The following is a 22179-nucleotide window of genomic DNA, read 5'->3' on the forward strand; positions in this document are numbered from 1 at the left end:
TTGGAATGGAAGTCAGTGAGTATTTATAAGAAATTACCTATTTTGACAACAACTACTGCTTTATACCGCGCTCTAACCAATTTAAGTTGTCTGTCAGAGCTTGGGGGAGTTAGGATTGGTTTTCTGACTCAAAACGTTTAATGCCATATTTTTTCATTTTCTCCACTAAAGTAGTTCGCTGTATGGATAATAATTTCGCTGCATGAGCCACCGTCCAACCGCTCATATCTAAGGCTTCTTTAATGAGTTGGATTTCAATATTCAGTAGATATTCTTTAAGATCGATACCCTGATTAACCCGATGAGGTTCTTCTTCAATAAATGCTGCGTGAATGGCTTCTCGTTCAAGATAGGTTTGATCAAAGCTCTTACTTATACCATTTATTTCTCGTTTAAACCGTTCTGGGATATCCGAAGCGTGCACCTTGCTATTTGGATATAAAATCGTTAAACGCTCGACTAAATTAGCAAGCTCTCGCACATTACCCGGCCAACTATACCGTTTTAAAACTTCAATGGCCTCATCTTCTAAAGTAACCCCAGGGAGGCCTTGAGCCTTTAGCTTTTCACAAAATACTTCAAAAATTAAATGAATGTCGTCAGGACGTTCTCTTAAAGGTGGAATTTCCAGTGGAAAAATATTCAAACGATAATACAAATCTTTCCGAAACCCCCCTTCTTCAATAGCCGATTCTAAATTCTGATGGGTTGCTGCGATTACTCTGAGATTCACGGCATGCGTTTTATTACTGCCTATACGCTCAAATTGGCGCTCTTGTAATACCCGCAGCAATTTAACTTGCATTGGCAAAGGCATATCACCAATTTCATCTAAAAAAATTGTTCCTTCATCCGCTAATTCAAAGCGGCCTTGCCGAGATGCAAGTGCCCCAGTAAATGCACCTTTTTCATGACCAAACAACTCACTTTCTAAAAGATCACTAGGAATGGCACCGCAGTTAATAGGGACAAATGGTTTATGAGCACGGGAGGATAACGCATGGATATTTTGAGCAACAACCTCTTTCCCTGTGCCAGTCTCTCCGAGAATAAGAACGGTTGCATCCGTTGAAGCAACTTGTACCACGAGCTGTCGTACTTTTTTTATTCCTTCGCTCATTCCAACTAAGCTTCGTTCTAACACAGTACTCGGGCCATTCATGCTCCATCCCGTTCGATATGGCATTACCTAAATTATCGGTTAGACGAAGGTTACATGTCAAATATTGTACAGCTAGAACAAGATAAGGAATTGTTTATGCTTAATAAAAATACTCTATCGGAAACAAGTAATGTACTTAAAACCAGCACAATGGTGACCGAAACAAAGTTTTTGGTTACCTAAGGCCTTTGTCGCAGGGACGTGCTCTTCTTTTTTAAACTCTTTTACTTCCAAATAACCTAAACGACGACAATAAGAATAGGCAGCACGTCTTCCGCACTGTTTATCTGTTTCATAGCACCAATCGATACGGTAATGATCAAAGCGAGGATAAACAAAACGACGGTAACGATAAGAGTAGGGCTTTGGCGGCTCATCTGAGAACCTTCCTTCGCAACGAATCAACTTGAATCCATCGCATTCCCACCCTTTACACCCACCTTTTGTTCCAAGAAAATGAGTTAAACCAACGTTGTTTGCAATGATGGCTTTATTCGCTTTTTTATATCCCATCATTTGACAGTAGCGGTTGGCTATATCCATGCCACACTTGGTTTTATCAAAAGAGCAATAATCTAATAGCTCGGCGTGATATTTAGGACTCCAAAAGTTGCGATAATAATCATCACTCGTTTCTTTGGCGTGAGCGTACGTCAACGCCAAAAATAAGATAGCTATCACTATAATGGCGTCACGAACAATGATCATGCTCAATCCTTTGTTTTAACTCAGTAGACTACGAATTAAGGATATATAGTAACGCATCGCTAAGGGTTTGTTAATAATGCAATTGTACTCGGGTTTTATCCAATAATTCACCTAATATTGTTAAGAGCTCATCGCTGGGTTTAATGCGCCACTGCGCACCTAAATTCAACAAGCCCGATGCGGCTTTATTAGAATATTCAATCTGCACCACACATCCGCCTTTGTTGGCTTTTAAAACCGATTGTAAAGTCGACAACAGTTTGGCATCTTCAGGCACTAATTTTAATCCAAGACATTTAGCAAATCGCTCTCTTGCCTCATCTAAGTACATGAGCACATTTGCCAACATTTTTACGCCTCCTGAATAGTCATCATGACTGATTTCTCCTTCAATGACTAGAACCGCACCTGTTTGAATGCTAGCTTGTTTTTCTTCAAATAATTCTGAAAAAGCAACTGCATCTATCGCTCCTGTCGAATCTTCAAGACTTATAATCGCAAGTTTCTTACCGCGCTTGGTCAAAATTTTTCGAATGCTTTTGACTATGCCACAAACATAAGCTTTTTTTGAAGCAGATGGATCTAAATGAATGACAGGCGTAATAATTCCTAAGAATTCTTGAATATAAGCTTCTGCGGGATGACCTGACAAATAAAATCCCAAGGTTTCTTTCTCGGCCTCTAAGCGCTTTTTATCATCCCATTCTTTGCAAACAACATAATCTTCCGTATTGTCTTTTTCATCCAATAAATTAAATAAGTCTGTTTGACCGATAGACTGATTTTGATGATATCTAGCTCCTGCTTGTAAGGCATTGTCTAAGGACTCGAATAACACCGCCCGCTCAACGTCAAACGCATCCATTGCGCCACTTTTTATTAACGCTTCTAATACCCGCCGATTTACTTTGCGTAAATCCTGTCTCTGGCAAAAGCTAAAAAGCCCTGTATAGGGTCCTGCTTCTTTTCTATCTTGCACCATTCCATGAATAGCTGCTTCGCCTACGCCCTTAATGGCCCCTAATCCATAACGGATGGTGTTTTCATCATGCACGGTAAATTCGTACGCCGAACTATTAATGGAGGGTGGCAATACACGAATTTTCATTTGCTTACATTCCAATATGAAGTTTACAACTTTATCCGTATTGTCCATATCTGAAGACAAAACTGCAGCCATAAATGCCGCTGGATAATGCGCTTTAAGCCAAGCCGTTTGATAGGCCACCAGCGCATAGGCTGCGGAATGCGATTTGTTAAAGCCGTATCCTGCAAATTTTTCCATTAAATCGAATATATGACTGGCAACGTCTGCGTCCACTCCACGAGCTTTAGCGCCTTGTGTGAAAATTTCTCGCTGTTTTGCCATTTCTTCGGGTTTCTTCTTCCCCATAGCGCGTCGAAGTAAATCAGCGGCACCCAAGGTATAATTCGCTAGAACCTGAGCAATTTGCATGACCTGCTCTTGATATAAAATTACACCATACGTGGGTTTTAAAATGGGTTCTAAATCAGGATGTGGATATTCCACTTTTGCTCGACCGTGCTTTCTGTCAATAAAATCATCGACCATTCCTGATTGCAGTGGCCCAGGTCTAAATAAAGCAACTAACGCAATAATATCTTCAAAACAATCAGGTTGCAGGCGGTGGATTAACTCTTTCATGCCGCGCGATTCCAGCTGAAAAACCGCCGTAGTTTGACAGGCTTTTAACAGATTAAAAGAAGCCACATCATCCATCGCTATCTCGTTGATGTTGATGGCCTCTAATCCTTGTTTAGCTCGCTCTTTATTGATAGTTAATAAAGCCCAGTGAATGATGGTTAAAGTCCGTAACCCTAGAAAATCGAACTTAACTAAGCCTGCGGCTTCAACATCGTCTTTATCAAATTGAGTGACTAATTGTGTTGAGCCTTCTTCACAATAAATCCCGGTAAAATCGGTCAATTCAGAAGGAGCAATCACCACACCACCGGCATGTTTTCCTGCATTGCGTGTTATTCCTTCGAGCTTTAAAGCCAAATCAATTAATTCTTTGACCTCCTCTTCATCCTCGTAGCGTCTTTTAAGCTCCTCTTCTTGTTCCAGCGCTTTATTTAAAGTAATACCTATCTCAAAGGGAATTAACTTAGCCAGCTTATCAACAAAGCCATAAGGATGACCAAGAACTCGACCGACATCACGAACAACGGCTTTAGCCGCCATCGAACCAAAAGTAATAATTTGAGACACACTCTTGCGGCCGTATTTATCAGCCACATAATCAATGACCCTATCACGCCCTTCCATGCAAAAATCAATATCAAAATCTGGCATAGAAACCCGTTCAGGGTTTAAAAAACGTTCAAAAAGCAAATCGTACTCAAGCGGATCCAGATCGGTAATCTCTAGCGCATAAGCCACTAAAGAACCCGCTCCAGATCCGCGCCCCGGTCCGACTGGAACCCCATTATTTTTTGCCCATTGAATAAAATCGGCCACGATTAAAAAGTATCCTGGAAATCCCATCGTGTTGATGACATCCAGTTCGACTTTAAGCCGTTCTTCATACGTTTTTCTAGCGGTGGTGAGTAGTACTTCTTTCCCACGGAAAAGCTGCTTAAACCGTTTTTCTAAGCCTTTTTGTGATAATTCGGATAAATATTGCTCAACCGTCAAATCATTTGGGGTGGGAAAATTAGGCAGATAATTTTTGCCAAGTTCAAGCTTAAGATTACATCGTTTGCTGATTTCAACCGTATTTTGAATCGCCTGCGGTATATCAGAAAATAAGGCTTCCATTTCTTCAGGAGAGCGCAGGTATTGTTTTGGGCTGTACCGCTTTTCTCGCCTTGGATCAGCAAGCGTGTATCCATCATGAATGCAAACACGCGCTTCGTGTGCGTCAAAATCTTCCTCATGAAGAAATCGAACATCGTTAGTAGCCACGAGAGGAAGCTGTAACGCTTCAGCTAATTGAACGAGCTTTTCATTATAAGAAGCCTCATCGACCCGATCGGTTCGCTGGATTTCTAAATAAAAGCGATTAGGAAACAATCTTGTCCAGTTTATTGCCCGTTCTTTAGCAACTTTTTCATCACCTAACCCAAGCGCTCGACCAATATCCCCCGAACACCCTCCCGATAAAGCAATTAATCCATCGCAATGGTCTTGAATCCATTCACGATGGATGCGCGGTTGACCATTGTGCTGACCTTCAAGATAGGCTTTAGAAACCAGTTGCGTTAGATTTTTGTATCCTTGCTGGTTTTGGCATAACAACACCAAGGAGTAAACCATGTCGGGTTTATCGGGGTCAAGATAAGGAATTTCACAACCAATGATGGGTTTAATTCCAGCACTTAATGCTGATTGAAATACTTTGACGGCAGCAAATAAATTACAATAATCTGTTATTGCAACCGCGTTCATTCCCTTTTCTGGTAAACTTTTCATCAAAGGCTTAATCCGCACAAGCCCATCAATTAAAGAATATTCAGAATGGATGCGAAGATGTACAAAACGACTTTGCATTCAACAGTTTCTCAAGCAAAATAATGAATGAACTTTATCGAACTCAATGCGTGTAAGCAAGTTAGAATTATTCAATTCCTGCTTGTTTTGGATCAAATGCATCTCTTACGGCATCTGCAAAAAGATTACTGGCCAACACTAAAACAAACATAAATACAAATGCTGCAAACATAGGCCACCAAACAATAGGTTCTCTGGCCAATTCTAAACGGGCCGCGTTAATCATATTGCCCCAACTAATGGTCAATGGTGATACTCCTACCCCGACATAAGACAAGACCGCTTCCGCTAAGACTAAAAAGCTAAAATCCAACACTAAGGTAATGACCACAATGTGCATTACATTTGGTAATAAATGCTTAAATAAGATTTTTATGGAGCTACTGCCTAAAGCTTGAGCGGCTAATACATAATCGATTTCGCGTAACTTCAGGGCTTCAGCGCGCAATAATCGGCATAGACTAGTCCAACTGGTAACCCCTAAAATGAAACACAGCGCTAATAGCCTTGCATCTGCACTTTGGGCCAAGGTAGTAAATTGCTCAGGATGATTGGCAATGAAGGTTTGCATGGATAGTACGGATGCAGTAATCAATAGCACCCCAGGAATTGAGCTTAATGTGGTATAAATATATTGAATAACATCATCAATAAAGCCCCCAAAATAACCCGCGGAGATGCCTAAAATCAACGCCAAGGGCATCATAAATAATGTGGTTAACGTGCCAATCACAAGGCCTGTGCGAATGCTTTTTATGGCGTAATAGAATACATCCTGACCAATTTTACCCGTTCCCAAAACATGAAGATATCGCGATAACCAATAAGTACTCATCAAAATAGTTATAGAGACGAATAGGGTAATCAAAGCACTAAGAGAGGCCGAACTAAAATAGATAAGCTTAGGGTAATGTCTTATTGCTCGATAAAAGACCATCAAAAACCAGATCACAACCACCCCAAGAAAAGCGACCAAGGCAGATCCTGATAAAATCTTTATCACCAGTGGCTGTACTTCTTGTTGATTCTGAAGAAATGCGGGTGGGTAATGTAATCTTGGATAAATTTGCTTAGCACTCCCCTCTTCAAAAACCATCTCCGTACTATAAAGATGTAAGGATAAAGGGGCAGAATACGTTTTTTCATATTCGCTATCTAAAGGAGCAAGCAGCTTATCTAATAACGATGCCGCTCGAATGCTTTCTGCCGTTTTAAATTGAATGGAGTCTAATATGCCAATGACAAGAAATATTAGCAAAATAATCCCAGCACTCACTGGAATGGGCTTGCTTATAATTTGTTTAAAGGACCGACGAACCGGTTCATTCTTTAAACTGCGTAGAATAAGCCCCGTGGAGATTATCACCAGCACTAAAAAACATTGATCAGTCCATAATAAATCCAGGGTCATCGTAATCTCACTCTTGGATCAACCAGGGTATATGAAATATCCGTTAATATCAGTCCAACAATGTACAAAACCGATCCCAAAAATACCATAGCTCGCACAATCGCAAAATCTTGTTGTTGAATGGCATCGATAATGTAACTTCCGAGTCCTGGTATGCCAAAAAACGATTCCAACACCAAGCTTCCCATAAAAAGAGAAGGAATAATGACGACGATACCGGTTAAAATAGGAAGCATGGCATTTTTTAAGACGTGTCGGAACAAAACCCTTATCTCAGATAATCCTTTAGCACGAGCCGTTTTAACGTAATCTCGATGCATTTCTTCTAAAAATAACGTTCGATACCAACGACTACCTGCACCAATACCACTCATGACTGCAACTAAAATCGGTAAGGCGACAAATTTAATGCTATTTAACCCATCGTCATACCCTGATATAGGTACTAACCGTAATACTTTACCAAAAAGATATTGCCCCCCAATAATGTAAAACATAGTAGAAATAGACATTAAAATAATACAAAAAACAACACCACTTAAATCGAGATAACTGGAACGGAAAAAAGCCATTAACATCGCAAACACGATATTAATAAAAAGCCCGAAAATTAAAACCGGGATTGCAATAGCAAGACTAGGCCACATTCTGTGTGATATATCATAGCTAATATCCCGACCCGCATCAGAAACGCCAAAATCAAATAAAAACAACCGAAAGGATTTTTGATAAAATAATGTTTCAGTCAGTGCGTTAAGACCAGCTTGTTTATCATTATAAAAAAGCGGCAAATCATACCCCCGCTCTTTTTTCCAATGTTCTATGGCCGCTTTTGAAACATGTTTTTCGCCTAGTTGCATCCGTGCCATATCATCAGGAGAGTTCACCATAAAAAATAAAGCAAACGTGATGATGTTAATTCCTAATAAAATGGGAATCATGTATAAGATACGTCTGAGTAAATAAGTAGTCATAAGTCTACCCTGGGCGCTTGCTGCCGCTGCTTATGACGATAGGCAAAGAAGAATGGCAATAAGAGTAAAACCATTAGGATTATAAAGAAGGCAATTGGCCATAACACCGGCTGATTCCATTTCTTTCTTAGTTCATTGCGTAATGGAACATCAATAGCGATATATTTTAGTGTGTTTTGTGAGATGGTGTTGGGCTTAAAAGGAGCTACCCATTGTTGGCTTAAGAGTAAGCTTTTTGTATTGACTCCGAATACCCAAGGAGCATCTTTTCGCGCGATTTCGAGCATTTTATCAATCAATTCCTTTCTTTTTAGGTCATTTTGCCGATTTTTCATTAAATCAAACAAACGATCATACTCTGGATTTTGGTAGTTTGCTGCATTCTCACCCCCATACCTCACTTTGCTGTTAGGCCCATACAGTAAAAATAAAAAGTTTTCTGGATCAGGGTAATCGGCATTCCACCCCCAACTAAAAATTTGCGCATTACCGGTTCTCATTTTTTCTTGGAATCGATTGTATTGGGTCGCGCGAATATTAAGAGAGATGCCGATTTTCGCGAATTGCTTTCTCATCCAATTAAGCTGTGCTTTATCATCAGGGCCTCCTGCTGCAGGAACATCATAATTTAAAATTAAAGGAAGACCTGTTTTAGGATCGCGTCCATTCGGATAACCAGCGGCTTTCATTAAGGCTTTCGCATCATCAATCGGCCTTCGCTTTAAACCATTATCCCAAGTGTAAACATAAGGATTAATCCCCTTCTTTCCGGCTCGATGACCAAAAATGCCAGGGGGAATAGGGCTTTGGGCAGGCGTTCCTCGCCCATTTAAAAAGATAGCGATGTGTTCTTCATAATTAATGGCGATAGAAATAGCCTGCCTTAGTTTACGGGCACGCTCACTTTTTCCGCCTACCACTGGATCAAGCATATTAAATCCCAGATAAAACACACTGGGATCAGTCATTTGCGTTAACCTCATCCCTTTTTTTTTCATTTGAGACGATAAAATCGGTTTACCTGTTTGGGATATTTGAATTGCCTGATCAAAGCTATCCGCGCTAACACCAGATAAATCATAATATCCCTGTAAAAATTTATTCCAGCGAGGAATGCTTTCCTTTTCCAAGGTATAAATAGCTTTATTGATTAAAGGTAACCGCTCACCTGGATGATGAAGAACGTCTTTTTCCAAATCATGCTGACTTCCTGTGGCTGGAAAATAATCTTCATGATAGTTTGGATTTTTTTCCAGAATCATCACACTATTTGGATTATTTTCCGTTAACATAAATGGCCCAGTTCCTACAGGATACCAACCCAATCCTAAGTTTCGATCATCCATATCAGGCTGTGAATAAAAATAATCAGCTTCCCAGGGAATTGGGGCAAAAAATGGCATGGCAAGCCAGAATATAAATTGTGGATAGAGACCTTTGATGGTTATCTCAAATGTATAATCATCAAGTTTACGTACACCCGACAAAGGATAAGTTCGTAAATCAATAAACGGTTTTTGAAGCGTTGGGGGCGGCAGGTTTTGGCCAAAATCTTGAAATCCCTCGATATATTGGCTCATTAAGCCATAAATGGGGGAACTAAGTCTTGGATTGGCTAATCGCTTAATTTCATAAATATAGTCATCTGCTTTAAGTTCTCTTGTGCCTGTATGTTTAAAATCGGAAAGATTATTAATATCATGTTCATCGAGATAATCTTCTGAAAGATCACGATACATTAATGCACCCGACGCACTTCTCGCAAAAGCAGGATGCGGCTGATAATAAATGCCAGGCTTTATTCGAATGGTATAAACCGTCTTTGCGGCATTATGGCCTTCAAGATTTTCAAGCTCTTGCCCATTCGCATCAAAATAACGCACTTTAGGCATTTCAACCGCCGTTAAAGGCACGAGTTTATAAGGCCTTGCGAGGTAGTCGTATTGCAAAACAGGCTCATAGATTTGCCCTGTAAACTGATACTCATTGGCAGAATACGATATGGCAGGATCAAGCGTTTTAGGTTGTTCATTGAATGACGTGTAATAAATTTTCTGATGAGCCTGACTTTCAGGATAAGGATTATTGAATATCCAGCCGCTTGCTTTTGCTGAGAATGAAAACAGCAATGTGATTATCCCTATCCATGGTTTAATGTGAGACAACTCCTACCCCTCTCTTTCACGTTTGTTCCGATTTTATGGCCCCAATGTAGGGCCTACGCATGAAAAGGTTATTTTAACTCAATACAAAAAACAACTCGTCTTTGCGAGCACTAGCGAAGCAATCCAGATCGATGCTTCGCTGAAATCCTGTACTGGATTACTTCACTTCGTTCGCAATGACGACGATTTTTTTTCATGTGAGATCCTGGCCCCTAATGCTCTTATAATAATTCTAAAAACTCATCTTCATTTAATATAGGAACACCCAACTCAGAAGCTTTTGTATATTTTGAACCGGGATCAACTCCTGCAATAAGATAATCCGTTTTGGCTGAAACGCTGCCAGTCACCTTAGCTCCTCGTGCTGTAAGCTTCGCTTTTGCTTCATCACGACTCATGCTGGATAACGAGCCAGTCAAGACCACGGTTTTTCCGTAAAAGGGATGGCTTTCATCCACTGGTTTTTCTTCAGGTGTTGGCCAGTGCACGCCATATTGCAGCAGTTTGTCAATGACCTCAAGATTATGATCTTGTGCAAAAAAATGAACCACATGCTCGGCTACTACAGGGCCAATGTCTTTAAGCGCCATTAAATCCTCAGCGTTTGCCTCTTTAAGCGCATCAATATCTTGATAGTGATCCGCTAATAGTTGTGCACTTGCTTCGCCAATTTCGCGTATTCCTAAAGCGTATATGAAACGTTGAAACGCTGTGCGTTTACTCTGCTCAATTGCTTTGACCAGATTTTCAGCGGACTTAGGTCCCATGCGCGGATATTCGGCTAACTCTTTTTCGGTCAAAGTGTATAAATCCGATACGTCTTCAAGCCGTTCATTGTCCACAAGCTGTTCAATTAACACGTCACCCAATCCATCGATGGCCATTGCCTTGCGGGAAGCAAAATGCCAGATCATTCGTTTTCGTTGCGCTTTGCAAAATAAACCACCTGTACAACGAGCAACGGCTTCACCGGCTTCACGAATGACATCTGCTCCACAAACAGGGCAGTGTTTTGGAAGGGTTATTGCCTTCGTTTTCGCTGGCCTTTTTTCAAGAATAACGGACACCACTTCAGGGATAACATCGCCTGCTCGACGGATAATCACTTCATCACCGATTCGAATGTCTTTGCGCTCAATTTCATCCATATTATGAAGCGTTGCGTTACTTACTGTTACCCCAGCAACACGTACCGGCTTTAACCGCGCCACAGGGGTTAAAGCACCGGTTCGACCCACTTGAAAATCCACAGCAAGCAACGTCGTCATTTCTTCGCTAGCAGGGAATTTATGAGCACAAGCAAACCTTGGTGCACGAGCCACAAAACCCAATCGACTTTGCAATGAGGTGCTATCCACTTTATAGACAACCCCATCAATTTCATACGGTAAATCAGCGCGCCGTTTAAGCATGGCTTCATAATAACGAAGACATCCTTTTAGCCCCCGTTGCACCTCAATTTCAGGCGCCACTCGAAAACCCAAATGTTTAAGTAAACTTAATTGCTCAACATGGCTATCCGGAAGCAATACCCCTTCGCAGGCGCCAATCCCATAACAATAAATAGCAAGCGGTCGACTGGCTGTCACGGCTGGGTTCAACTGGCGAAGACTTCCAGCTGCAGCATTGCGAGGATTTGCAAACGTTTTTTCACCTACTTTACGAGCGGTTTCATTTAAGGCTTCAAATCCTGCAAGGGGCATATATACCTCTCCACGCACCTCAATCATCTTAGGGATATCATCACCTAGTAATGTTAATGGAACCGCTGCAATCGTTTTAATATTACCTGTTATATTTTCACCTACGTGGCCATCACCCCGAGTAGCTGCCGAGACCAACTTCCCTTGCTCATAGGTTAAATTGACCGCGAGTCCATCAAGTTTCGGCTCACAGGCAAAGACTAAGTCTTCAGGATTGTAATCGAGTTTATCCGTCACTCGTTTAATAAACGCCTTAAGCTCCCCTTCATCAAACACATTCGATAATGATAACATCGGCTGATAGTGGCTGATTGGTTTTAAAGAGGAAACTGGAGCAATGCCTACACGTTGGGTAGGTGAGTCTTCCGTTTTATATTGTGGATATTGTTCTTCAAGCTCCTGTAATCTTTTAAAGCAGCGATCATACTCTGCATCGGGTACACTTGGTTCATCCAAGACATAATATTGGTAATCGTAGTATCGAATTTTTTCGCGAAGATGCTCTATCTCCTTCGCTATGTCGTTATTTTTCATGGATATAAAAACTCAACTTCAAAATTAAATGAATATTTACACGTTTAGGATTCACTATCAACTTCATCATTCGTTATACTGTCAAATTCATTAAATCGGTAGAGTATAAAATGGCATTGATAACGTTAACGAACCTTTCCATGGCATTTGGCATTGGCATCGTCATACAAATTATTTTAGTCGTGCTATTGATGAAGCGGAATAATAGCCTTCAATTCACTTTAGAAAATAACCTTCAACAACTCCAAACTGATTTACAACTCCATAATCAGACTGCCCAGCATTCAATTTATGAAAAAATCGCTGAGGGTCAGCTCACCAGCCAAAAGTTAGTCACTGAAACGGTTCAAAGCCATATGAAAGACGTGCGTGAGCAAATTAATCACAGCTTTAAGCAACACGCCGACTCATTAAGTGCCAATTTAAAATCACTAACCGAAGAAGTCCGAAGCCATCTTCACAACATGACCTTGCAGGTCAATAATCGCCTAACAGAAGGATTTGAAAAAACATCATCCACGTTTACCGATATTGTAAAAAGGTTAACCATTATCGATGAGGCTCAAAAGAAAATTACAGAATTATCAACTCACGTGGTAAGTTTACAAGATGTATTAGTGGATAAACGTTCACGAGGTGCGTTTGGTGAAGTGCAATTATCAAGCCTCATTGCCAATATGATTCCAAGTCATCATTACAGCATGCAATATACGCTTAGTAATCAAAAGCGGGCCGATTGCATCTTATTTTTGCCAGAGCCTACGGGAAATATTGTAATTGATGCCAAATTTCCTTTAGAAACCTATCAAAAATTAATGAATACCGATAATGGCTCTGTAGAACGAAAATCCTTGCAGCAGCAGTTTCGACAGGATTTACAAAAACACATTAAAGACATTGCAGAAAAATACATCGTTCCTAACGAAACCACCGATAGCGCCATCATGTTCATTCCTGCCGAAGCCATTTTTGCAGAAGTCCATGCTAATTACCCAGAAGTCATTGCCCTTTCTCAGCGGTTAAAAGTTTGGTTGGTTTCTCCAAGTACGTTAATGGCCGTATTAACCACAGCAAGAGCTGTGTTAAAAGACGACGCAACTAGAAAACAAGTTCATATCATTCAAAAGCACTTACAGTCTCTGGCGCTCGACTTTCAGCGTTTTGAGAAAAGAATGGATAAATTAACAAAACACATCGATATGGCGCATCAAGATGTCAGTGAAGTGAATACGTCGGCTAAAAAAATAACTCAGCGCTTCCAGAAGATAGAGGCGGTTGAGTTTGAACTTAAAGAAACTCCTTTGGTTGAAGAATAAATCCAGTTTGTTCCCCTGCGCCGCGGCCTCAAGCGGAAGAAAAATCAAATCCTTGCCGCTCTTCAATTCCACCGGGTATATGCTATTCTAATATTAAATAAAACAATGGATTAAGTAATGAATGCATTACGATTGCTACTGGTTTTTCTATGTTCTCTTTCACTTTCAAACGTTCATGCGCTTGGCTTTGGATGCAATACCTGCACAGGCAATCAACCTTGCGTAAATCCTTGCCCTCCACCTGAAAAGCCGGTATTTAAACCTTGCCCTGAGTGTTGCGCCGGGATGGGTGGTGTACATTATTGCGATTCATCAGCGGGACGATTTGTTTGCCGAAATGGCGATTATTCAACCTGTTACTGCGATAGGCATGCTGTAATGGACTTACATAAAATTAAAGGCTGTTGTTTATGGCAAGGCGGGGTATTGAAAGAAGATGAAACCGGGCTTGTCATTTGTAATAACGGGGCTGTTTCGGAAATTTGCACCCGACAAAACATCCTGGATGAATCAAAAGTCAGTTGGTAAAAAGAGTGCTTCATTGAGATTCCCCGGACAAGCCGGGGAAGGTAGGAATACCTACTATCTGGGCAAAAACCCCCTACCTGACCTGAGTCACTAGCCCACCCTGGCCTAACTCACTACGCCGACCTGGCCTAATTCACTACGCCAACATGGCCTAATTCACTACGCCAACATAGCCTGACTCACTACGCCAACATAGCCTGACTCACTACGCCAACATGGCCTGACTCACTACGCCAACATGGCCTGACTCACTACGCCAACATGGCCTGACTTGTTCAGGCCATCTTGTCAGAGTTAAAAAAAGATTCCCTCTATGATCAAGGGAGATAGGCTATCTCACTATCAGTGCAAGCCTGGAGCTTTAGAGTCCTTAGGTAATAATTCAGCCGCTTCATTTACATCAGAATCGTCAGCAAATAAAGAACCAGTAAATGTTTCTTCAGGCTCTCTGTTTTCAGTAGCTCCAGATCCACCAAGTCCTTGGATAGCTCTAGCGGAGCTAGATGGGCCGTCTGGTGCTTCTTGTCCCTTGGTGATTATACTTGATGAAGTTGGATGCGAAAGAGTAGTTTCTTTACTTATTTTCTCCATACGATTACCCACTGCAAAAACTCCTGCGCCCAACATAGCAGTAAATAAACCAACCCCCATAGCCACCATTGCGCCGCCTATAGCTTGGGTCACAACAGGAATTGGCGCTACAGCGAGTACAATCCCTAATGCTATCAATAGTCCACCGAATATCTTTGTCAGTAGAGAGGTTTTATTGCTTGGTGGTAAATAAGACCTTACCATTGGTTTAGCTTCTTTGGGTAATTGTTTATCGATAAAGTCTCTTTTATCTTCAATGCTTTCCTCAGGATCAAGCTCCAAATCTTGATAGGCCAACTCAAACTCTGAAAGCCTAATAATTTCTCTCTTTTCATTAAACTCATAACACAACCTGGCTTTGGCATAACCAATTGCCGCATCGATTTTAATTTTACTGGAAGCTGGCATGCTACGAATTTCTTCTGAACTAAACCCAATGGTTTGTAAAACTCCTTCCGCCCGGGCGATATCTCCTTCATAAATCGATGCATCTTTATCGTCCAATGCCTTAAAAGCTGCGCTAAAATCCTCTGAGGAACAATGCTTGGACAGTCCACCTTCTTTTTTCTTAATGTTTTGTCGTAGCAATAAGGCTTCAACCAGCGTTTCTGGGTTGTTTAAAGCTTCGGATAAATAACCTAAAAATTGTTCTCTCCAAGCTTTTTTCTCTTCAGCAAATAATATAGGCATAATCGTTACTCTGAAAATAATTCACTTACCCTCTATATTAAACTTAAATGCTTAAGATAATATGAAGTAATCTGGACAAATAATGTCCCACCATTCATAATTCATCCTTTTACAGGACTTACGCAAACTTCCAAGGTCGAAGCATAAAAAATTTTCAATGAGGAAGTTTAGATTGCCTAAATGACCGAATTGAAAATTTTTTATAACGAAGAGATTGGAATTTTGCGTAAGTCCTGACTTATTTAACCGCCCGTTTAAGGTACTGTGTTCTAGTTCCTAAGGCCAAACCGACTCACTGCGAGAAATGTCTAATCCATTAATCGAAATTAAACAGGTTCGTAAATCCTTTGATAGCCTTGAAATTCTGAAAGATATTTCTTTGTCGGTTTATGCCGGAGAGTTTTTAACATTATTAGGGCCTTCAGGATGCGGTAAAACCACGCTATTGCGACTAATTTCTGGTTTTGATGAGCCTACAAGCGGCTCGATTTATATTAATAATGCTTGTGTGGATCATTTACCACCTCAAAAGCGTGATGTACATACTGTATTTCAAAGTTATGCGCTTTTTCCGCATTTAAACGTATTTGAAAACGTAGCGTTTGCATTACGGTGTAAGCACATTGAAGAATCGGAAATTAAAGCACGGGTTCTTGAAGCGTTGAAATTGGTGCACCTTGAACCATTTGTAAATCGAAACATTCAGCAATTAAGTGGTGGCCAACAACAACGAGTAGCCATTGCTAGAGCCATTATTAACCGCCCACAAGTATTATTGCTCGATGAGCCTTTAAGTTCACTTGATTATCGTTTAAGAAAATCCATGCAATATGAGTTAAAACAATTGCAAAAAACACTCAACATGACCTTTATCTTCGTCACGCATGATCAAGAAGAAGCATTATCGATGTCTGATCGCATTGTTATTTTTAATGAAGGAAGAATTGAACAAATTGGCACCCCGCGCGAAGTCTATGAAACGCCAGCAAATTTGCATGTGGCTAAATTTATTGGTGAAGCCAATATTTTCGATTTGGACGTGAAAGAAGCAAGTGAAGAAGAGATTTTATTGGAAATTGATGCAACCCCATTGCACTGCAAAAATACAGGGCAATTCAACGCAGGTGATAACGTTCATCTCATGGTTCGTCCTGAAGATATTCGAGTCTGGAGTCAAGCCGAAGTAACAGACAATGAGAATATGCTCCCAGGTACTATCATTGACATTGTTTATAAAGGATCAACGGTTGATCTTAAAGTTGAGCTTCCTTCAGGTAAGGTGATTAACGCCTCCGAATTTTTTGATGAAGACGATGACAAACTAGAATATAACATCAAGGAAGCCGTCTGGATTCACTGGCTTTCTGGTTGGGAAGTGTTACTGCCTTATGAACATGAATAAACCACTTTCCATTTACTTTATTTACTTATGGTTGCTGGTGTTCAGCTTCATTCCACTGGGGCTAATCTTAGTCACCAGTTTTTTATCGAAAGATCCAGTAAATCTTGTTTCGTTGCCGTTTACACTTCAGAACTACCTTGATTTAATTAGCCCATTATTTGGAAAAGTGTTGTTGCGTTCGCTTCTTATTGCGCTTATTACGACCTTAGGCTGCCTTTTATTAGCCTACCCTTTTAGTTATTTTTTAATTAAATCAAAACATCAATCAATTTTACTACTGCTCATCATCATCCCATTTTGGACAAGTTCACTGGTTAGAACATATTCACTCATCGCTATTTTAAAATTTAAAGGCATTTTAAATGCCATTTTATTATCGCTTCATTTAATTGATGAACCTCTCTCTTTGCTTTATACCAATTTTGCAGTCATTAGTGGCCTTATTTACAATTTATTTCCATTTATGGTTTTACCCATTTTTACGAATATGGAGCGATTTGATTTTCGACTTATCGAAGCAGCAAAGGATTTAGGGGCCAGTAAATGGGGTATTTTTTATCGAGTATTCTTACCAAACACTTCTAAAGGCATCATTTCAGGTTGTCTTATGGTCTTTCTGCCCGCGATGACCTTATTTTATATTCCTAATGTCTTAGGCGGCGCACGCTCTATTCTTTTAGGCAACCTCATTCAAAATCAGTTTCTGGTGTTGGAAAATTGGCCGCAAGGAGCTGCAACCAGCACCATTTTAACGTTATTGCTATTAATTCTTCTTTTGTTATTTCGTCGATTTAACAAAGGAGAAAGCGCATGAAAAACGTTCTTCAGAAACTGTTTTTAAGCATGATGTATGCGATGCTCTATTTCCCAATCTTAGTTTTAATTCTCTATTCGGTGAATAAAGCGCGCTATTCATTACAATGGCAAGGATTTTCTCTTCAATGGTACGTTGAGCTATTTCATGATCGTGAACTTTGGTCTGCTTTCCTAAACTCCGTTTTTCTTGGATTATGCGCTTCCTTGATAGCAACCGTTACCGGTGTGCTTGGGTGTGTTCAATTGTTCTTAAAACCTAAAAAAAAGCAACCTCGGTCTTTATTTGCCTTGTTGTTATTACTAATAATCATCCCGGACTTAGTGCTTGGCGTAGCACTCTTATTGCTATTTAACGTAGCAAACATTCCCTTAGGCTTTACCAGTTTATTAATCGCTCATATCACGTTTTGTATTCCTTTTGTGGTGTTAACTATCAATAGCCGTATCCATACTCTGGATGCCAATATTTACTATAGTGCTCTAGATTTAGGCGCAAGCCATTTCCATGCGTTAAGAAAGGTACTGCTTCCTCTTCTTTGGCCTTCGGTGCTCAGTGCTATGCTTTTATGTTTCACGTTGTCTTTTGATGACGTCATTATTAGTTATTTTGTAGCGGGGCCTGATTTTAATATTTTACCTTTAACTATATATTCTTTGGTTCGAGTCGGCGTAACCCCTGAGTTAAACGCTTTATGTACCTTCACGTTTTTAATTTCAATGATTCTCGTTATCATTGCTTATCGTTTATCGAGGAAAACAACATGAACCGGTTAGTACGCATGGTATTGAGCCTGGCGCTTTGTTTTCTTTTTAAATCCGTATTTGCAGCTAAAGTCGTTAATGTCTATGTATGGGGAGGAGAAATACCCAAATCAGTCATTCATCAGTTTGAAAAAGCAACCGGCATTAAAGTCAATTTTTCTACCTATGACAGCAACGAAACGATGTATGCCAAGCTTAAAGCCAGTAAAAGAACCGTTTATGATGTGATTATGCCTTCAGGGTATTTTGTTGAGCGTATGCGAAAGCAAGGGATGTTAACAAAATTAAATCAATCAAAACTCCCCTTACTTGATAATTTAACCCCAGCATTTAACAAAAGTGCTTATGATCCGGGCAATCAGTTCAGCGTGCCCATCAACTGGGGAGCGACCGGCATTTTCTACAATAACCATTGGATCAACGAGTCTCCTTCATCTTGGCGTGATTTATGGGCTAAACGATGGCGAGAACAATTACTCTTATTAGATGATTCGAGAGAAATATTTTCAATCGGATTGATGAGCCTTGGGTATCAACCCAATGATACGGATCCAACGCACATAAAAGAAGCCTTTGAGTTCTTATTGAAGTTAGCACCCAACGTGAAAATGTTTGCGAGCGACAGTGTACAAGCGATTATCATTGATGGGGATGCAAAGGCAGGAACCGCCTGGAATGGAGACGCTTATAAGGCCAACCAAGAAAACAAAGCCATTGAATTTGTTTATCCTAAAGAAGGATTCGTGATTTGGGTAGATTGTTTAGCCATTCCCAAAAATCCACCGCATTTAGATGAGGCGTATGAGTTTATCAACTTCATCCTAAAGCCAGAAGTTGCTGCTGAAATTGCATTGCGTGAAGGTCATGCGATCACCAATGCAAAAGGAAAAGCATTACTCCCAGAAGCCATGCAACATAATCCTGTCATTTACCCTCCTGAACGGGTTCTGAAACGTGGATTTGTTCAACGTGATGTAGGCGATCAAGTCATTGCTTTATACAATCAGTATTGGGAAAAGCTAAAGCTTGCTTTTTAACTTTTTAAAATGAGAGGATAAATGAAAAAAACAATCGTTATGATGATTCTATTAATAGGCTTTGGGCTCATTGGGCAAGATGCTATGGCTAAGCGCTTTGGTGGTGGACGTAGTTTCACCTCAAGCCGTAGTTATACGCATTACTCAAAACGACCTCAAGCTCGACACGTTGCTTCAAAGACAAATCAAAAGCCTTGGGGTGGTTTACTTCGAGGGATGCTCATCGGCGGATTTTTAGCTAGCCTTTTCATGGGACATGGTGTATTTCCTGCTATTTTTTCCTGGCTATTTCTAAGTATTACACTTTTGATTGTGTTTCAGTTAATTTCAAGAAAAATTCAATTAGCCAAGCACCCAATGAATAAATAGCTGGATAATAAATGTTTGTCATGACTTTTTAGCCATGACAAACATTTATTCACTCTTTTCTTCTCCCAAGCAAAGCGCCATCATGGCTATCAATATGAAGCCTGAGCCAGAGTATAACAGCAAGGAATCGCTCAATCCCCCAACCAAAAAAGAAAGCATCACTGCAAGCGCTATGGCTTTCATTTTATCAAGACGCATCGTTGCCTTAAATAGCGCACCAAAAAACAGCATAAACGCTATTAAACCAAGCATTCCAAGTTCTGTTGCAATAAACCAATATTGGCTATGAGGTTCAAGAAGCCGTCTATCCCAAGAAGGGACTGGTTTCTCTTCACCAAATTGGTGGGTAAATCCACCGGTACCATTTCCCACCACCGGATGACGATAAAACAATTGCTTTGCAAACTGATGGAATTGGAATCGATAACCTAATGATGTGTCTTTATTTTGATTATCCTGGTAACTCTGCCACTCACTGACAATAGTATATAGCCGATTCTGAATCTCTGAGTTGAATGAAAAAGCCCCGAATAAAATCGAGCAAGCGATAAAACCTGCCAGAAGCGCTTTTCGAAGCGATAACACTTGCAGGAGATAAAGTGCGAGCAACATAATATAAATAAAATATCCTGTACGGCCTGTGTTAATAAACAAAATTTGATAACTGAATAGCCCTGCTAATAGACCATAACCTAATCGAGACTTACCTTGGCAACGATAAGCAAATAAAGCCGTTATAAAGGCTGCCAGAACCATCATATACCCAGTTATGATATGGTTATGAAAGACAAACCCTGGATCATCGGGCTCTTTAAAGCTCCCAATATGAGCTGCTTTCAGAAAAGAGATAAAACACGTGATGGTCATAGCTAAAATAAATGCATACAACGCAAACTGACGAGTGCGCTTATCTTTAAACCCGACCACTAAAATTGGCAAATAGAGAAATTTAAGATATTTTTCAAGCACCATAAAACGCTCATGCCACGCTGCTGGACTCCATAAACAACCGAATGCGGCAAGAATAAAAATTAATATCGCAGAAATACACCAAGGTTTTCTAAAAACTTGCTGCAACTCTGGGTAATACGTAGGGTGAAATGCAATCCATGCCACGGATACACTTAAGAAAATACTTCTTGCAGTAGAACTGAGAGGAATAGACATCAAGGCTGCGGCAAATATCATTGAAGCCCATACAGCCTCATCTTTCTGCCACGTTAGTTTGAGTGTTTTGAGCACGGTTTTTCTTCCATAACCTGCGGTAAATACTGTATTTCTTTATCAGGATAAAGTTGCTTTAGGCCTCTGGCTAATGTACCTTGTGCATTAAATAACGCTAACACTAAACCTTCACGGCCGTCTAAGAAGCCTCGTTGTAAAAAATAACACCGAATAAACATCCATATACTGCCTAACAATGTTTTAGTTATGCTTCCAGTTTTTTTATTTTCAAGCCTAATTTTTGCCGTATAAGAGGAATAGCGATTCATTTTATACAGCGCATGGGAGACATCACGAAAGGATTGATGGCGAATTGGGCAGGAAAGTTGATGGATTCGAACATGAGGGGGTAAAATTATTTTTTCATGCACAATATCTAAACTATAATGTGCGCCGTCTCGTTTAAATAAACGAATATGTCGCTTCGGGCTGGAGCTGTGTTGCATAGTTTTGCCATAAAATTCCATTCGGATAGGAATTCGGTAAGCATCGGCTTGATTGGATTTTATTGCGGTGAGTAGTTCCTGCTTTAGATCTTCATCCACAGCCTCATCAGCATCGAGATTTAATACCCAATCACTAGTTGCATACGAAAGCGCCCGCTCTTTCTGAACACCATACCCTTGCCAATCCGTTTGATACACTTCGTTGGTGTATTCTTTAGCAATTGCAACCGTGTTATCCATACTTCCAGAATCTAAGACAATAATTTGATCAGCCCATCGAACGGATCCCAAACACCGCCTAATATTCTCGGCTTCGTTCTTTGCAATGATGATAACGCTGAGCATGAGTTTAATTTGCTGTAAAATTCTTGCCACATTCTAGCGGATAAGTATCAGAATTGTAAGTCTTTCATAGGTAAACACAACTGATTTTTGAGCACAAATGCTGCTTCAACACTACCTACTTCAGCTTGACTGACATTGCCAAAACGCACTCCCTACGTACCTCGGCTTGACTGAGGTATCCAAAGTTCGGAGTGAATGAATTAGAATCACTGTGGGTCCTGTGCTCAAGCCACAGGACGTAGGAAATACTCAATCCCTACGTACCTCGGCTTGACTGAGGTACCCAAAGTTCAGAGTGAATAATTAGAATCGTAGTGGGTCCTGTGCTCAAGCCACAGGACGTAGGCAAAAAATTCGAAGCATCGGAGTGGATGCTTTGGTCAAGCCCATAGATATCTACACAAAAAGAATAATTAGTATTTAATATGGGATTTTAGTAAAAGTGGATAATAATAAATGGATTTAGAGTTACGCCATAAAAA

The 22179-nt window shown here is 40.3% G+C and carries 16 protein-coding genes and 1 pseudogene; 7 read left to right on the forward strand and 10 right to left on the reverse strand.

What is annotated here, in order from left to right; translation table 11 throughout:
- Positions 1–109: 109 nt before the first annotated feature.
- The 7 genes and pseudogenes from E1O41_RS02155 to ligA all read right to left on the reverse strand — a co-directional run.
- A pseudogene (locus E1O41_RS02155) lies at positions 110–1147 on the reverse strand (sigma-54 interaction domain-containing protein); the annotation flags it as partial.
- Between the two features lie 129 nt (positions 1148–1276).
- Positions 1277–1870 (reverse strand): hypothetical protein, encoded by a 594-nt coding sequence (locus tag E1O41_RS02160; protein WP_131775655.1) that lies wholly within the window; start codon positions 1868–1870, stop codon positions 1277–1279.
- Positions 1871–1940: 70 nt separating this feature from the next.
- Positions 1941–5384 carry a DNA polymerase III subunit alpha gene (gene dnaE / locus E1O41_RS02165; RefSeq protein WP_131775656.1) on the reverse strand — a complete coding sequence of 1148 codons (3444 nt, stop codon included), beginning with the start codon at positions 5382–5384 and terminating at the stop codon, positions 1941–1943.
- A 67-nt stretch (positions 5385–5451) separates the two neighbouring features.
- Positions 5452–6795 (reverse strand): ABC transporter permease, encoded by a 1344-nt coding sequence (locus tag E1O41_RS02170; RefSeq protein WP_131775657.1) that lies wholly within the window; start codon positions 6793–6795, stop codon positions 5452–5454.
- Complete coding sequence (locus tag E1O41_RS02175) at positions 6792–7769, reverse strand: ABC transporter permease (RefSeq protein ID WP_131775658.1); 978 nt, start codon at positions 7767–7769, stop codon at positions 6792–6794. Before E1O41_RS02175 ends, E1O41_RS02170 begins: the two co-directional genes overlap by 4 nt.
- Complete coding sequence (locus E1O41_RS02180) at positions 7766–9661, reverse strand: ABC transporter substrate-binding protein (RefSeq protein ID WP_373288384.1); 1896 nt, start codon at positions 9659–9661, stop codon at positions 7766–7768. Before E1O41_RS02180 ends, E1O41_RS02175 begins: the two co-directional genes overlap by 4 nt.
- A gap of 494 nt (positions 9662–10155) precedes the next feature.
- Positions 10156–12171, reverse strand: a complete 2016-nt coding sequence (ligA, locus tag E1O41_RS02185; protein WP_131775660.1) for an NAD-dependent DNA ligase LigA — start codon at positions 12169–12171, stop codon at positions 10156–10158.
- Positions 12172–12281: 110 nt separating this feature from the next.
- Here ligA and E1O41_RS02190 point away from each other — a divergent pair, with 110 nt between their 5' ends.
- Together E1O41_RS02190 and E1O41_RS02195 are read left to right on the forward strand one after the other, a co-directional pair.
- Positions 12282–13487, forward strand: a complete 1206-nt coding sequence (locus E1O41_RS02190) for a DNA recombination protein RmuC (protein ID WP_131775661.1) — start codon at positions 12282–12284, stop codon at positions 13485–13487.
- 117 nt (positions 13488–13604) lie between these two features.
- Positions 13605–14015, forward strand: coding sequence for a hypothetical protein (locus E1O41_RS02195; protein WP_131775662.1), 411 nt, complete (start codon positions 13605–13607; stop codon positions 14013–14015).
- Positions 14016–14357: 342 nt separating this feature from the next.
- Here E1O41_RS02195 and E1O41_RS02200 read toward each other — a convergent pair whose 3' ends face one another.
- Positions 14358–15296 (reverse strand): hypothetical protein, encoded by a 939-nt coding sequence (locus E1O41_RS02200; protein ID WP_131775663.1) that lies wholly within the window; start codon positions 15294–15296, stop codon positions 14358–14360.
- Between the two features lie 304 nt (positions 15297–15600).
- Here E1O41_RS02200 and potA point away from each other — a divergent pair, with 304 nt between their 5' ends.
- Genes potA through E1O41_RS02225 form a run of 5 tightly spaced genes read left to right on the forward strand, consistent with a single transcriptional unit; the run spans position 15601 to position 19682 of the window.
- Positions 15601–16698, forward strand: a complete 1098-nt coding sequence (gene potA, locus E1O41_RS02205) for a spermidine/putrescine ABC transporter ATP-binding protein PotA (RefSeq protein WP_131775664.1) — start codon at positions 15601–15603, stop codon at positions 16696–16698.
- A complete protein-coding gene (locus E1O41_RS02210; protein ID WP_131775693.1) occupies positions 16691–17512 on the forward strand; it encodes an ABC transporter permease in 822 nt (273 codons plus the stop codon). The genes potA and E1O41_RS02210 overlap by 8 nt, the downstream gene beginning before the upstream one ends.
- Positions 17509–18279, forward strand: coding sequence for an ABC transporter permease subunit (locus E1O41_RS02215; RefSeq protein WP_131775665.1), 771 nt, complete (start codon positions 17509–17511; stop codon positions 18277–18279). Before E1O41_RS02210 ends, E1O41_RS02215 begins: the two co-directional genes overlap by 4 nt.
- On the forward strand, positions 18276–19313 hold the full coding sequence (locus E1O41_RS02220; protein WP_229669302.1) for an ABC transporter substrate-binding protein: 1038 nt from the start codon (positions 18276–18278) through the stop codon (positions 19311–19313). Before E1O41_RS02215 ends, E1O41_RS02220 begins: the two co-directional genes overlap by 4 nt.
- 21 nt (positions 19314–19334) lie before the next feature.
- Positions 19335–19682 (forward strand): hypothetical protein, encoded by a 348-nt coding sequence (locus E1O41_RS02225; RefSeq protein ID WP_131775666.1) that lies wholly within the window; start codon positions 19335–19337, stop codon positions 19680–19682.
- Positions 19683–19727: 45 nt separating this feature from the next.
- Here E1O41_RS02225 and E1O41_RS02230 read toward each other — a convergent pair whose 3' ends face one another.
- Complete coding sequence (locus tag E1O41_RS02230; RefSeq protein WP_131775667.1) at positions 19728–20924, reverse strand: O-antigen ligase family protein; 1197 nt, start codon at positions 20922–20924, stop codon at positions 19728–19730.
- Positions 20903–21697, reverse strand: a complete 795-nt coding sequence (locus E1O41_RS02235; RefSeq protein WP_131775668.1) for a glycosyltransferase family 2 protein — start codon at positions 21695–21697, stop codon at positions 20903–20905. Before E1O41_RS02235 ends, E1O41_RS02230 begins: the two co-directional genes overlap by 22 nt.
- Between the last annotated feature and the right edge of the window lie 482 nt (positions 21698–22179).

The organism is Legionella impletisoli (genome assembly GCF_900639875.1).
Classification (GTDB): domain Bacteria; phylum Pseudomonadota; class Gammaproteobacteria; order Legionellales; family Legionellaceae; genus Legionella_A; species Legionella_A impletisoli.